The 12,980-nt window shown below is 60.9% G+C and carries 13 protein-coding genes and 1 pseudogene; 7 read left to right on the forward strand and 7 right to left on the reverse strand.

Going from position 1 to position 12,980, the window contains the following annotated elements; genetic code table 11:
• The first annotated feature begins 44 nt into the window (after nt 1–44).
• From AB4M76_RS03815 to AB4M76_RS03830, 4 genes are all read left to right on the forward strand, one after another.
• Nucleotides 45–476, forward strand: a complete 432-nt coding sequence (locus AB4M76_RS03815; protein WP_368440481.1) for a DoxX family protein — start codon at nt 45–47, stop codon at nt 474–476.
• Between the two features lie 106 nt (nt 477–582).
• Nucleotides 583–1,140, forward strand: coding sequence for an NADPH-dependent FMN reductase (locus tag AB4M76_RS03820; protein ID WP_368440482.1), 558 nt, complete (start codon nt 583–585; stop codon nt 1,138–1,140).
• A 26-nt stretch (nt 1,141–1,166) separates the two neighbouring features.
• Entirely contained in the window at nt 1,167–1,790 is a 624-nt protein-coding gene (locus AB4M76_RS03825; protein ID WP_368440483.1) for a glutathione S-transferase family protein, read from the forward strand.
• Nucleotides 1,787–2,743 carry a DUF5996 family protein gene (locus AB4M76_RS03830; protein ID WP_368440484.1) on the forward strand — a complete coding sequence of 319 codons (957 nt, stop codon included), beginning with the start codon at nt 1,787–1,789 and terminating at the stop codon, nt 2,741–2,743. The genes AB4M76_RS03825 and AB4M76_RS03830 overlap by 4 nt, the downstream gene beginning before the upstream one ends.
• Nucleotides 2,744–3,032: 289 nt before the next feature.
• On the opposite strand, the pseudogene AB4M76_RS03835 reads toward AB4M76_RS03830, so the two are convergent.
• Nucleotides 3,033–3,762 (reverse strand): annotated as a pseudogene (locus AB4M76_RS03835) (SDR family NAD(P)-dependent oxidoreductase).
• 122 nt (nt 3,763–3,884) lie between these two features.
• Between AB4M76_RS03835 and AB4M76_RS03840 the strand changes: the two are divergent.
• Nucleotides 3,885–4,451 carry an NAD-dependent epimerase/dehydratase family protein gene (locus tag AB4M76_RS03840; protein ID WP_368440510.1) on the forward strand — a complete coding sequence of 189 codons (567 nt, stop codon included), beginning with the start codon at nt 3,885–3,887 and terminating at the stop codon, nt 4,449–4,451.
• A 96-nt stretch (nt 4,452–4,547) separates the two neighbouring features.
• Here AB4M76_RS03840 and AB4M76_RS03845 read toward each other — a convergent pair whose 3' ends face one another.
• From AB4M76_RS03845 to AB4M76_RS03870, 6 genes are all read right to left on the reverse strand, one after another.
• Entirely contained in the window at nt 4,548–5,576 is a 1,029-nt protein-coding gene (locus tag AB4M76_RS03845) for a methionine synthase (protein WP_368440485.1), read from the reverse strand.
• Nucleotides 5,573–6,592: a DUF1852 domain-containing protein gene (locus AB4M76_RS03850; protein ID WP_368440486.1), complete on the reverse strand. Its 1,020-nt coding sequence runs from the start codon at nt 6,590–6,592 to the stop codon at nt 5,573–5,575. Before AB4M76_RS03850 ends, AB4M76_RS03845 begins: the two co-directional genes overlap by 4 nt.
• Nucleotides 6,593–6,786: 194 nt before the next feature.
• Nucleotides 6,787–7,659 carry a LysR family transcriptional regulator gene (locus AB4M76_RS03855; RefSeq protein ID WP_368440487.1) on the reverse strand — a complete coding sequence of 291 codons (873 nt, stop codon included), beginning with the start codon at nt 7,657–7,659 and terminating at the stop codon, nt 6,787–6,789.
• A gap of 337 nt (nt 7,660–7,996) precedes the next feature.
• Complete coding sequence (locus tag AB4M76_RS03860) at nt 7,997–8,572, reverse strand: PIN domain-containing protein (protein WP_368440488.1); 576 nt, start codon at nt 8,570–8,572, stop codon at nt 7,997–7,999.
• Nucleotides 8,569–9,033 (reverse strand): helix-turn-helix domain-containing protein, encoded by a 465-nt coding sequence (locus tag AB4M76_RS03865; protein ID WP_368440489.1) that lies wholly within the window; start codon nt 9,031–9,033, stop codon nt 8,569–8,571. The genes AB4M76_RS03860 and AB4M76_RS03865 overlap by 4 nt, the downstream gene beginning before the upstream one ends.
• 314 nt (nt 9,034–9,347) lie before the next feature.
• Nucleotides 9,348–10,028: a DnaA N-terminal domain-containing protein gene (locus tag AB4M76_RS03870; protein WP_368440490.1), complete on the reverse strand. Its 681-nt coding sequence runs from the start codon at nt 10,026–10,028 to the stop codon at nt 9,348–9,350.
• 499 nt (nt 10,029–10,527) lie between these two features.
• Between AB4M76_RS03870 and AB4M76_RS03875 the strand changes: the two genes are divergently transcribed.
• Both AB4M76_RS03875 and AB4M76_RS03880 read left to right on the forward strand, forming a co-directional pair.
• Nucleotides 10,528–11,823: an AAA family ATPase gene (locus AB4M76_RS03875; RefSeq protein ID WP_368440491.1), complete on the forward strand. Its 1,296-nt coding sequence runs from the start codon at nt 10,528–10,530 to the stop codon at nt 11,821–11,823.
• Between the two features lie 3 nt (nt 11,824–11,826).
• Complete coding sequence (locus AB4M76_RS03880) at nt 11,827–12,954, forward strand: ParB/RepB/Spo0J family partition protein (RefSeq protein ID WP_368440492.1); 1,128 nt, start codon at nt 11,827–11,829, stop codon at nt 12,952–12,954.
• Nucleotides 12,955–12,980 lie beyond the last annotated feature (26 nt).

Here is a 12,980-nt window from a genome sequence, read left to right on the forward strand (position 1 = left end):
ATAGGGGGCAGAACCCAACAGAGATGCTTATCAGGAGATACATCATGACCTTTGAAACCAACAGCAATGTCGGCGCCACCCTCGCCCGCCTGTCGCTCGGCGTCGTCCTTCTGGCGCATGGCTTGCTCAAGCTTTTCGTCTTTACCCTGCCCGGCACCGTGGCCTTTTTCGGCAGCCTCGGCCTGCCCGCCATCGCCGCCTATCTGACCGTCTTTGCCGAAGTCGGCGGCGGCATCGCGATCATCGCCGGTCTCTATACCCGCCTTGCCGCGATCCTGTCCCTGCCGGTTCTGATCGGCTCGTTCTGGGCCCATGCCGGCAACGGCTGGCTTTTCAGCAACGAAGGCGGCGGTTGGGAATTTCCGGCGCTGCTGGTGGCACTGGCCGTGGTGGTCGCGATCCAGGGCGGCGGTGCCTTTGCCCTGCGCCGCCTGCCGGTCATCGACAACTTTCTGCCGCAAGCGTTGAAGGCGTAACGTGTCACGTTACCTCTGACCAAGGGGCGCCGCATTGGCGGCGCTCCTTTCGCCGTTGCTGGAAAGCAAAGCGACGCCGCGCAGCCCCGTAGAGAAAGGCAGACCCATGACGCAGATCCTTGGCATTTCAGGAAGCCTCAGAAAAGGCTCGTTCAATACCGCGTTGCTGCACACCGCGCAGGATTTGATGCCCGAAGGCAGCACGCTGGTCGCAGGCAGTATCGCGGATATCCCGCTGTATAACGCCGACAAAGAACAGGCCCATGGCCTTCCCGATGCGGTGGTGCGGCTGAAGGAACAGATCATCGAAGCCGACGGTGTGTTGCTGTTTTCCCCGGAATACAACAACTCGATCCCCGGTGTTTTGAAGAACGCGATCGACTGGACCAGCCGCCCGGCCAGCGACATTTCCAAGGTCTTTGGCGGCAAAGCCTTTGCCGTGCTCGGCGCATCGCCCGGTGGTTTCGGTACGATCCTCGCGCAGGATGCCTGGCTCAGCGTCTTGCGCACCCTGACCACCCGGCAATGGCACCAAGGCCGGCTCATGGTCGCGCGGGCAGGCGATATGTTCGACGATGGCGCCCTGACCGATGACAAGATGAAAGACCGGCTGCGCGCGTTCCTCGCCGGGTTCACCGCGTTCGCTGCCGATCAGCAAAACTAGTTCCAATCTACTAGAAGGAGCCCGATATGCCGACCCTCTACACCATGCCCGGAACCTGCTCGCTGGCCCCCAATATCGCGGTGGCCTGGCTCGACGCGCCTGTCGAGGTCCATACGATGGCCTACGGCGATCACAAGAAAGACGCCTATCTCGCGATCAACGACAAGGGCAAGGTTCCGGCCCTGCGCTTTGACGACGGCGATGTGCTGACCGAAGCGGCGGCGATCCTGAGCTGGCTGGGGGCGGCGCATGGCGGCGAGGGCTATGCCCGCGACACGGTTCTGGGCCGCAAGGAAGCCGAGGCGCTTTCCTATATGACCTCCGAGGTTCACGCGGCCTATGGTGGCCATTTCGGCCCGCAGAACTTTGCCGAGAGCGACGCGGCGATCGAAGAAGTGAAACGCAAGACCTATGAAAAGCTCGACACGCATTACAGACGCATGGATGGGATCCTGAGTGCGCATGGCGATTGGTACCTCGGCAAGCGCAGTTTCGCGGATACGTTTCTCTATGTGCTGACGCGCTGGATCGAGAAGACCCCGCTGTCCTATGACGACTACCCGGCGCTGAAGCAGCATATGGCGCGGATGGAGGCGGACGCCGGCGTGCAGCTGGCGCTGAAACGTCAGAATATGGAGCCGATCGGATGAGCGATCTTGCACAAACCGCTTGGCCAGAGCTCGGCTATGGCGATTGGGCCGAGACCTGCACAGCGCTGCATCTCTGGACCCAGATCCTCGGCAAATACCGCCTGGCCCATACCCCTTGGGTCAACCACTCCTGGCACGCGACGCTCTATGTCACGCCGCGCGGGCTGACCACCGGGCCGGTGCATGAGGGTGGTGGTTGCCTGACCCTGACTCTCGATCTGCTGGATCATCAGCTGCTGGCCGAGGCCGCCAATGGGGCGCGGGAGCGTTTCGCGCTCAAAGCCATGCCCATCGCCACCTTTCACGATCAGTTGGCACAGGCCATCCGCGCCCTCGGCGGCACCTTTGACATCCACGGCGCGCCCAATGAGCTGCCCGATGCCACCCCCTTTGCCGAAGACACCGCCGATCGCCCCTATGACGCCGCGGCGGTGGGTCGCTATCACCGCGCGCTTTTGCATATCCTGCCGGTGTTCGAACATTTCCGCACCGGTTTTCTGGGCAAGGTCTCGCCCGTGCATCTGTTCTGGGGCGCGCTCGATCTGGCGGTGACCCGGTTCTCGGGCCGCCGCGCCCCGCTGCATCCTGCCGGCATCCCGAACCTGCCCGATAATGTCGCGCAGGAAGCCTATAGTCACGAGGTCTCCTCTGCCGGCTTCTGGCCGGGCGGCAACGGGGTCGAAGAGCCGATGTTCTACGCCTATGCCTACCCGACGCCAGACGGTTTTGCCGACCATCCGGTGCAGCCCGAAGGCGCCTATTTCGACAGGGACCTTGGCGAGTTCCTCCTGCCTTACAGTGCCGTCCAACGCAGCGCGGACCCGCGCGGCACATTGATGTCCTTTCTTCAATCGACCTATGAGGCCGCGGCGGAGACAGGCGGTTGGGACCGGGAGACTTTGGAATGCAGCCTGGGCGAACCGCGGGTGCCGCGCCGCTTGGATCGGGAGTGATCAGGCCCGGGAGCTGTGCCCTGCCCGTTCAATCAACCTGTGCGAGTCGCGCACGAAGGTGCTCTGCCGTTTGCGTCAGCACTGCGTCCTCTGGCTGCGGCGGCAGGGAGAAGCTCTCGATCCCCTCCTCAAGATAGCGGGCTGAATCAATGTAGCGCCTTCTAGGGAAGGGTCTTACCCGTCAGGGCGGGATTGATCGTAAATCGGTGCCGATCACATCGAGAACGCCACTGCCTGGCGGAAGCCTGAACGCGCTGCCGCCCTTGGCGCGGACACTCATGGCAGCTCGCTAAATGGCCCCCATCCCGCCCAGAGACTTGCCACCATCGACAAACAGACATTGGCCGGTGATGAAACCCGCCTCAGCGCTCAACAAAAAGCCAACCGAGGCTGCGATTTCTTCGGGCTGCGCCGCTTTGCCGCGCGCCTCCAGCTTCTCCCATTGCTCGAAAAGCTCCGGCGGGGCCGACCGTGTCATCGGCGTGTCGGTGAAGCCGGGGGCGATGGAATTGACCGTGATCTGCTGATCACGCAGCTCCATCGCCATCGCACGGGTCAGCCCGATCACGGCGGCTTTGGAAGCGGCGTAATGGGCAGATGCCGCCCGCCCAAGGCGCCGCGCGAAGAGATGGTGACAATGCGCCCGCCCGCTTGCATCCGCCGCGCGGCGGCTTGGGCGATCAGGAAGCTGCCGGTGACATTCACATCCGACATATGCCGGAAATCCTCGGCCGTTAGGTCGAAGAAGTCACGCTTCGAATAGGCCCCGGCGGCGGTGACCACGGCGTCGACCCGAGCTTCGCTGTCGATACAGGCATTCACGGCGGCGCCATCGCAGACATCCAAGGCCACCGCGCCCACGTCCGCGCCTTGCCCCGCGAGCCGTGCGGCGCTTTGCTCAACGGCTTGGCGTTGCGGTCAATCATCACGACGCGCCAGCCGTGCTGGGCAAGATGCGCGGCGATGGCCTCTCCGATGCCTTGCGCGGCCCCAGTCACGAAAACAGTTTTTCTCGTCATGGTTTCTTGCCTTTAGTTGTAGCCGAACAGATGCGGCAGAAAGAGGATGATTTGCGGAAACAGCACCAGAACCAGCAGCAAGACTGTCAAAGCTCCCACGAAGGGCAGAACCGCCGGAGCCGATACGAGAGGATGCAGCTCTTCACCTCATCAGCCAGCGCCCCGGCAGCCTCTATGCGATCAGCAAGTTGGCGTCTGAGCAGATTGGTCTGTTGTACAGAGACCTGCACGGTCTCGATACGATCTCACTGAGGCTCGGCGCTGTCGTGGGCGGGGATACCAGCAATCCGACGAGCGTTCCGGGCCGGCTGTTCTCGACTTTGATAAATGCTGCCGGGACAGGCGAGGAGATCACCTTGGACGATCCCCTTTTGATCTGGAAAGGACCCGAGGAGTTCGTTGACGTGCGCGATTGCGCGCGGGCCGCCGTGGCAGCATTGGACGCAGAGAAGCCGCGAACGGGTGTGTATAATATCACCCATCCGACCCAATGGACCCTCGATGCCGTGATCGGCGCGGTGGCAGAAGCGCATGGCGAGCTTAATGTAAAATATGACCGCACTATTGAGACCGGTTTCGCAGGGTTCGCCCATGTTCGCCCCGCGGGCTGTGACATAACCGCAGCGCGGGAAGAACTCGGGTTTTCGCCAGCACATGACCTGAAAGACAGCCTTCGCCACTGGTGGTAGAGGCTGACGCGCTCAGGAGGGGGCTGGGGGGAGGTCACCAAGATCGAAACCACAATCCAGCCGCCCTCCCGGTCTATCCCCCATCCCCCGGACACATCACGCCGCGAGTTCTTGCCGGATGATTTCGGCCCCCGCGCTCAATGCTTGGAGCTTGCCACGCGCAACCTGCCGCGACAGCGGCGTCATTCCGCAGTTGGTGCAGGGATAAAGCCTGTCCGCATCCACGAACTGAAGCGCCTTGCGCAGGGTGGCCGCCACCTCTTGCGGGGTCTCGATCGCGGCATTGGCCACGTCGATCGCCCCCACCATGATCTTCTTGCCGCGCAGCAGCTCGATCAGGTCCATCGGCACATGCGAATTTTGGCATTCGAGCGAGACCAGATCGACGCTCGATGCCTGAATCGCGGGAAAGATCATCTCATACTGCCGCCACTCCGCGCCGAGCGTCGCTTTCCAGTCCGTATTGGCCTTGATGCCGTAGCCATAGCAGACATGAACGGCCTTCTGACACTTCAGACCCTCCATGGCCCGTTCCAGTGCCGCCATCCCCCAGTCGTTGACCTCATCGAAGAAGACGTTGAAGGCGGGTTCATCGAATTGGATGATGTCGACCCCGGCTGCCTCAAGCTCTCTCGCTTCTTCATTCAGCAGTTTTGCGAATTCCCAGGCGAGCTTTTCTCGGCTGCGGTAATGCGCGTCGTAGAGCGTGTCGATCATCGTCATCGGCCCCGGCAGCGCCCATTTGATCGGGGCCTCGGTCTGCGCCCGCAGGAACTTGGCATCTTCGACGAAGACCGAGCGGGGGCGTGACACCGCAGCGACAACGGAGGGCACGCTGGCATCGTAACGGTCCCTGATCCGCACGGTTTCGCGCTTCGTGAAATCGACGCCTTCCAACCCTTCAATGAAGGTGGTGACAAAGTGCTGCCGGGTCTGTTCGCCATCGCTGACGATATCGATGCCCGCGCCGCGCTGTTCGGCCAGGGTGACCCGCAGGGCATCCTGCTTGGCTTGGACGAGTTCCGCGCCCTCAGGTTTCCAGGGCGACCAGAGTTTTTCGGGCTCGGCCAGCCAGGAGGGTTTCGGCAGGCTGCCGGCGGTCGATGTTGGGAGCAGTCTTGTCATTTTGAATGCCTTGCTTCGTTAAATGTCTGAACCTGTGAAATGGCGGATTGAGCAACCCATTTTTCCAACCGGGCGCGGTATGGCTTGATGAAATGTTCCTCGGCGAATTTGCCCTGCTCCGCCGCCAGGCGGGCGCGTTCTTCCCGGTCGTAGAGGATGCGGGTGGGCGAAAAGTCCTCATGCTTCAGTTTCGGTCTGTAGCATTGGCCCGCCACGGCATTCGCGTTGTAGATCTCAGGCCGATAGATCTTTTGAAAGGCTTCCATGGTGCTGATCGTGCCGATGAGCTCAAGGTTGCTGTAGTCGTTCAGCAAATCGCCGAAGAAATAGAACGCCAGCGGCGCGACGCTCCCCGGCGGCATGAAATAGCGCACCTGCAGGCCCATCTTGCCGAAATACTGCTCAGTCAGTGAAGACCCGCTCGGCAGGTATTCGACGCCAAGAACGGGATGCGCATTCGCGCTCCGGTGATAGGTCTTGGTTTCCGAGACGCTGATGCAGATCACCGGCGGTTTGTGGAACGCGGCCTTGAACGCATCCGATGCGACGAAAGCCTGAAAGATCTTGCCATGCAGCTCGCCGAAATCCTCCGGCACGCTGAAGCCCTCACGGCCCTTGTTGTGCTCGGACAGCACGACGCTGAAGTCATAGTCCCGCACATAGGAAGACAGGTTGTTCCCGACCAGACCATCGATCTCAGCGCCCGTCTTCCTGTCATGGATCGTGGTCTTGAGAACCTCAATGGCCGGGAAGACCTGACGGCTGCCGCCCAGAGCCATCTTGACCGAGATGATATCGAGCGTCACCGCATAGCGATCCGCCTCGGGGTTGTCCCACTGTGCCAGCGTGTTGAACCGGTTGTCGATCATGCGCAGCGCGTTCGACAGGTTTTGCCGGCGCTGCGCACCGCGTGCGAGATTGGCAAAATTGGTGGTCAGTCGCGTGCTGCCTGCGGGCGTATAGCTTTCGTCGAAACGCAGGCTCTCGATCTCAAAGGTAAAGGTCTCAGGCGTCATGGTCCGTGTTCCAGTCGTTGTTCTCTCGGCGCACCTTATCGGGCGATGCGCTGCGGCCCGCCCTCTATGGGACAGCTGCATCATGAACAAAAATGACTTCTTATCGGAGTTGCGTGACCCATTGTCATGTGACCATGGCCGAAGGTCCGCGCCCGTCTGCGCGCGGGCGACCGTGATCGTCTGAGAGTTTCAGGTTAGACCTGAACGGTTTTGGCCAGATGGATGAACCCATTCAGGTAATCGGCAGTCTCGCCAGTACGATAGCCCAGATGAATGGACTTGAGGATGCCCTCACCGATAGGCACCCCCGTCACCCCCTTTGCATCGCGGAGCAGCCAATCCGGCGTCGCGCTGACCGCCCGGCCAGAGGCAACCAGCCGCAGCATCAGATCCGTGGTCTCGACAGTGCGGTGCCGGCGCGGCAGGGCGTGGGCAGGTACGAGGAAGCGCGTGTAGATATCCAGTCTTTCGCGGGCGACGGGATAGGTGATCAGCGTCTCCCGCGCCAGATCCTCAGCGCTGACCTGTCCCGCGCGCGCGATCGGATGGTCCTCGGCCACGGCAAGAAGAAGTTCGTAGTTGAAGACAGGCTGATACGCGAGGCCCGGGCGTTCCACCGGATCCGGGGTGACGAGCAGGTCAATCTCATGTCCCAGCAGGGCCGCCAACCCGCCGAACTGGAAGGCAGAGGTCACGTCCAACTCGACATCCGGCCATTCCGCCAGAAAGGGGTCCACGATCCGCATCAGCCAATCCTGGCACGGGTGACACTCCATCCCCACCCGGATCGCACCCCGCCGGCCACGTGCATAGTCCTCCAGAACAGTGGCCCCGTGTTCAAGCTGCGGCAGGACCCGCGCCGCCAGCCCGAGCAGGTAATCCCCCGTCGGCGTAAGCCGCAGATTGCGGCCCTCGCGTTGCCAGAGTTTCACCCCATGCCGCTCCTCAAACCGCCGGATCGCATGGCTGACCGCCGATTGGGTCAAGTGCAAACGATCTGCGGCTTCGGTCAGGCTGCCGGTCCGGTCGATTTCACGTAGGATGGCAAGTGGCTGGATATCGATCATTCATCTTGGCCCTTCTCTATGCCGCCCGGCGTGCATCTCATATCTGGGTAATCGAAGAGAAGGCCAGCACTTAACGTGTCTGCCGGTCAGGTCTTGGACGGTCCGAGAGGCGGAAACCCGCTGTCGGGAGCTTCAGCCCCGGCTGGGGCGCGAAACGCTGGAAGTGGAACTCAAACCGGACAACTCCCAATGAAGGCGGTCGCGCAGCAAAGCCAGAACACCCCAGGCAGGACAACAATAGAAGCGGCTTAGAGTTGGGCCAACTGGCAAAATCGGGGCAGTCACTGTGCAACGGTATGAATTGATACCTATGCTTAGACATCCAATGACCGCCTGCCTATAGAAACGACTGGTACTCATCCATCACGGTCGCGGCCTGCAGAAGGCCATGTGCTTCGGCTTTGTGAATCAGGGCGGCGGCATCGAGTGCTGGATTCTTGAACCTTTCGCGCATGCGGCGGAGGGCCAGAATGGCCTCCGAGGGATCCAACTCGATTGTATCCGCGATGAAGTCGTCCGTGGAAATGGCCTGAATGCCATGTGGGGCCAGAACTTCTGTCGGAAAGTCAGCCAGATTGTCCGTGACAATAACGGAGGCTGATGTTGCGATGGCAGCGGCGAGGACATGATTATCGTTTGGATCCGGCAGAGCAAGTTTCTCCTCGAAAATCTCGTAACCTGCCACCAGTGCTTCGGGGAAGGCTCCCTCGATGGCAGCCCTTTGACGCGCCCCGTCCGTGTCACCCTTCGTGATCAGGGAGATGGCCTTCTGGGTCTCGTCCAGAATGCGACTGCTCCAGCGGGGTCGAAACAACCCGGCCTCGGCTAGGCTGAGCAACATGTTCCGGCGCAGTGCGCCGCCCAAGACGCAGGCGTCAAGTAGCGCCGTGAACCGATCCGCGTATCGGCTCATATAAGGCCGTCCTCCGCATCCATCGCCGCAAGGTCGCTCAACGCATCCGATCGGGCAGCGTCGCGCTTTTCTTTATATGCAAACAGATCATTCGCGCGGACGCGGCGGTGTCGTCCCGTCTTCGTGAACGGAATTTGCTTTTCCTCAAGAAGCTTCACAAGGAACGGCCGCGATACGTTGAGCAAGTCTGCCGCTTGTTGCGTCGTCAGCTCCGCTTCGACAGGGATCATCCGAAACCCACGACCGCTCGACACGAGGCGCAACACCTCAAGAAGAGATGCCGTAAGGGCTGGCGCAAGAGTTACAGTTTGGACTTCGCCGCCTTCAAGGGCAAGCGACAGCGTAGTAGGCTCGCCTTCCTTGATCTGGGAAGCGACAATTGTTCTGAGTTGTTCAGCGTTCTTGATCTCCACTTCATCGGGCAAGCGATCAAAGAACGCTTCTTTTTTGAGGGCGTTCATCTTGTCTCTCCAGTTTTCACGACTTGGGTTAGATATAAGATAGCCACCAATCGAAACAATCGCAACAATCGAAATACTCGAAATTGGCTAAGATTGTCTGAACGGGCTACAGCATAAGAGTATCACCTCGCATTCATACGGCCCCCCACATCCAGCGGCTGCTCGCGATCGCGAACTCTCACCAAGTCGAACGCCACGAGGAACTGCTCTGTCGTCGCGAATGTTTAGGGCGCTCCGGGCAGTCAATCAGCTCGCGATCAAACATTGGCGAGCGGAGTCAACTTCTGTCAGTGCAGGCCGCAAACCCCCGCCCCTCAGACAATCACCGCAATTTCGGTCACATAACTATCGACAGCCTGACAGGCCGTTAAAATCCGCCGGGTGAGATGGGTCTGAACATAGCTGCCATGAAAGCGGCTCGGCGCGCGCAGGGTCAGACGGCCCCCTGCCCTCTCGACCCGCACCAGGTTGCGCAGCCAGCTGCCGTAGAGGTCCGGCGCTTCGGTAAAGAGGATCGCCTGCGCCAGGGCCCATTCACTGCCATCGCTGGTGTCCGGGGCGGGAACATGGCCTTTCACCGGCAGCGGCACCACCGGGTTCGGGTCTGGTTTGCCGCTCATGCGCAGATCGAAATCGGGCCCGACATTGCGCCATTCGCCTTCGGTCATAGCCAGGATCCGGTCAAGATCGAGCCCGTATTCCGTCACCCTGCCCCGCGTGCCTTGCCGCTTGACCACCAGCCAACCCAGGCCGCGCAGCTTGGCCATGTCGCGTTTCACCGTGCGCTCATCGACAGACCAAAGCTGTGCGATCTCGCGCTGGCCCACGGCCAGTTCATCCCGCGCCCAGTTATACCGCGCCGTCATCAGGGTAATGAGCCGCAGCACCAGACGCTGGTCATGTTTGTTGCGCGCGAGCGCGTAAGCGCCTAATGCTGTGATAATATCGTATTTGCGGGCAGCGTCGCGTTGACCTGCCGGTTTGACCAGTTGCATGGAAGCCCTCTAGCTGCGCTTGGCGCAGTCGCTCTTGTCCTCGCGGTGGGTCTTCGCCGGACCCGGGGTCTGTTTGAAAGACACAACGTCTTTTCGACCTCTGCCCTGATTTGCGTCCAAACCGTTGATTCTGTCAAGAGGCGGTTTGCGAGCGCTGGCCGGACTTCCTCTAAAAATAATGATTTTTCCGGTATATAGGTATTGGGGGACATATTGGGTGTCCCGCGATAGAGCGTTTCTGTCCCCCAATATGTCGGCGGGAGCTCAGATGCGTCCCCCTATATTATGTGTCGGACCCTGCCTAGAGCCCGGGAATCGCGGCCGGGGGATTCGCTCTGGGCCCTCCGGCGGGAACCCTGATTTCCTACTTTATCCTATAATAGGGCTTTGCAAAAACACCAAACTCGGCGTAAATCGGCAAAGAGCAATAATTAGCGTCCCGGCAAAACGTTCCCCGCGGGGAACTTTGGATAACGGGAGGTGACATTGAGGAAGGTATATGTACACCCATACTGATCTGGCAAAGCTACAGGCCCAGTCCCTGAAGATGCAGGGGTTCATCCGGCAGCAGACCTATTCCCCTGAGATGGAGAAGACGCTCCGGCGCTTTTCAAGCTGGGAGGTCGCGGAACTTATTCTAAAAATTAACCCCTCCACGCTGCGCAGCCGGCTGGCGGCGGACCCCTCCTTGCCTGAAGGCACGGTCGAAGAGGAAGGGCGTCAGCGCTGGTATGCGCTGGAAGAGATCAACGAGCTGCGGCGCAAGTTGAAGATCAAAGGCAAATCGCTGATGCCCAACCGCCCTGCGGGCAAGCGGGCGATCCGCGCGGCCATTGCGAATTTCAAAGGCGGCGCGGGCAAGAGCACGGTCGCGCTGCATTTCGCCCATGCTGCGGCGCTTGACGGCTACCGGGTGCTGGCGGTGGATTTTGATCCGCAGGCGACCCTGAGCCATTCGATGGGCCTCTCGGATGTTTCCGAAGAGGTCACCGTCTGGGGGATCATGGCGCGCGATCTGATCCGCGAGACCGAGCGGATGAACGCCACCGCCGGGGGCGCCGAAAGCGGGACCGCCCTGCCCCGGCGCAAACTGCCGCCTTCGGTCACGAACATGGGTTTGAACGACCTGCGCGTGATGGATTTCATCAAGCCGACCAGTTGGCCGACGATCGACATTATCCCGAGCTGTGCCAATGCCGCTTTCGTCGAATTTGCCAGCGCGCAGTACCGGCATCTGAATCCGGAATGGTCCTTCTTTGCCGCGGTGTCGCGGTATCTCGACCAGCTGCCCGCCGACGCCTATGACCTGATCATCTTCGATTGCCCGCCGGCGATCGGCTATCAGTCGATGAATGCGGTTTTCGCGGCGGATGTGCTCTATGTGCCCTCCGGCCCCGGCTATTGGGAATATGACAGCACGACCAGTTTCATCGGTCAGTTGGCCGAAGCGCTGGAAGACCTGGGCCGGTTTCGCGGGCGGCTGCCCTCGGGCACGGACCCGGATAAGGTCTTTGCCGATCTGCGGTTCTTGCTGACTCGGTTTGAGCCGAACAATGATCTGCACCGTGCGATGCAGTCAGCCTTTCATCAGGTTTTCAAGTCACATGTGGCTGAGCATCCGATTGAGATGACCCGGGCGGTTGAGCAATCGGGGCGGTTCCTGTCGTCGATCTATGAAATGGATTACCGCCAGATGACCCGGGAAACATGGCGGCGCGCGCGGATGTCCTTTGACCGCGCCTATGACGAATTCCAAACCACGCTGGTGAATGCGTGGGACAGGCTGGAGGATTGATAGATGGCCAAGAAGCGTTCTGTTTTCGACATTAACTTCGAGCTCGATGCCGAAGAGGAAGCCACAGAGTTCCCCGCGGGGAACCCGCCTTTGGAAACCAAAGCCTATAATGTCCAAGGCCACCCGCTGCAAAATCATGAGCCCGCGCCCACCCGCCGCGGCCCGATGGCAAGCGCGATTGCCGAAACTGCGGATGCCACGCGCGAGCGGGCGGAGGCAGAAGCCGCGATCCGGGCGGAGAATGACGCGCTTGCGCATGAGCATGTGCGGCTGAAAAAACTGGGGTTGATCACAGACCTGATCCAGACTTCGGAGGTGAAAACCTCCAAGCTGACCCGAGATCGGTCTGCGACGGTAGACCCTGAGATTGCGGAGCTGAAAGACTCTATCAAGGCGGTTGGGCTCTCAAACCCGATCCGTGTGGAGAAGACCGAAGACGGCTATGAGTTGATCCAAGGCTTCCGCCGCCTCTCGGCCTTTCAGCAATTGGCCGAGGAAACCGGCGATCCGCGCTATACCCGTATCCCCGCCGCCATGGTTCCCCGCGGGGAACCGCTGGTCGGTCTCTACCGCAAGATGGTCGATGAGAACCTGATCCGCAAAGACCTGTCCTTTGGCGAAATGGCGCAGCTGGCGCTCTCCTATGCGAAGGATGAAAACATCCCCGTGGGCGATGCGGTCTCGACGCTCTATGCCTCGGCGCTGAAGCAAAAGCGCACCTATATCCGCCAGTTCGCGCGGGTGTTGGAAGCGCTGGAGGGGGCGATGCGCCATCCGGAAGCCATGCCGCGGGCTTTGGGCCTGGAGGTCTATAAGCTGATCGACGGCCAGCCGGAACGGGCAGGGGAGATCGCCGCAGCCTTGCGCGCATTGCCGGAGCGGGATGCGGAGACGGAGTTGAAACTGCTGCGCGAGGCCCTGACTCCCGCGAAACGAACGCCTGCGCGCAGCTCGAAATCGGTGTCGAAAACATCTCTGCGCATGGGGCGGCCCGAAGGCGAAGCGCGGGTCACGGCGTCGGACGGGAAGGTCGAGCTGCGGCTGGAGCGGGATTTCTCCGCCGTGCCACGGGCGCGGTTGCAAAAGGGGATCGAGGCGTTCCTGGCGACCTTGGATGAGGGGAAGGAATAGGGCAGGGCGGCTGTATCTAGTGGTTC

The organism is Sulfitobacter sp. PS-8MA, assembly GCF_040933935.1.
In the GTDB taxonomy this organism is placed as follows: domain Bacteria; phylum Pseudomonadota; class Alphaproteobacteria; order Rhodobacterales; family Rhodobacteraceae; genus Sulfitobacter.